Source organism: Bacillus sp. mrc49, assembly GCF_002803435.1.
In genome coordinates, this window is sequence record NZ_PHNG01000559.1 from 1 (window position 1) to 912 (window position 912).

Annotated in this window: 1 protein-coding gene and 1 pseudogene; one reads left to right on the top strand and one right to left on the bottom strand. The window is 41.6% G+C overall.

Features of this window, described 5'->3' with window-relative positions; translation table 11 throughout:
• Positions 1-465: pseudogene (locus tag CVN76_RS05730) on the top strand (Na+/H+ antiporter); the annotation flags it as partial.
• Between the two features lie 265 nt (positions 466-730).
• Here CVN76_RS05730 and CVN76_RS31690 read toward each other — a convergent pair.
• On the bottom strand, positions 731-912 hold a 182-nt coding region (locus CVN76_RS31690), incomplete at its 5' end, for a hypothetical protein (protein WP_232732118.1).

The following is a 912-nucleotide window of genomic DNA, read 5'->3' on the forward strand; positions in this document are numbered from 1 at the left end:
GGCGCGGTGACTAACCTGATGAAATTCCGCCTTTTGAGATCCGTAACACTTTTCAAAAGAAGTATGTTGAGAATCTTTAAATTATTTTTCCCTAATAAAAATGAAACAAGAAGATTCAACATCGAGCGGTTGGAAAAGGTGAGGGACCTTAAAATCAGGATGTATAAAGCTGCCATTCAAGAGATACAAGCCGGCATTAATGCCGAAAACCATGAGACATCCTCGATGATCATTGAAGAATATAAAGTGTTGATCTTGAAATGCAAACGGGAAAATAGAGGCCGAGTCCCTAGTAAAATGGTGGAATATGAAAGGGAGCTATTTTATAAGGCGATTCAGGCAGAGCGTGATGAAGTACAGGAGATGTTTGAAACAAGACAAATTTCGCGTGAAGTTGCCAATATTCTCCGTCATCAAATCAATTTGCGTGAAGCATTGACGATCAATGAAAACACACATCAATAAGAACTTAACGAGCGCTGCCGATTTCCTCGGCAGCGCTCCTTTCGTATATGGAGGGAATGCTCCAGGCGGCATCGAACGACCCGAAAATAATTAAAGATGAAGAGCGTACCTTAAGTAATCCTGAAATACTGTCAAAATGATGAGGATGAGCATCCTTTCGTCATAATGGCAGATGACCTTCCGGCAGGCTTTTTCGTTTTACATGTTGGCGATAACAACAGCCCCTTCACCAATGAAAGGAAAGCGATTTTGCTTCGCGGATTGCTTATTGATCGAAAATATCAAGCCAAAGGGTTGCGAAGAAGGCTTTGCGGCTCCTTCCGGAATTTGCAAAAGCGTTATTTCCGCACAAGGAAGCACTTATTTTGGCAGTGGACGAAATGAATGTAATTGCGAAAACACTTTTATAAGAAATTAGGTTATCGGGATACAGGGACCAGGATGGAA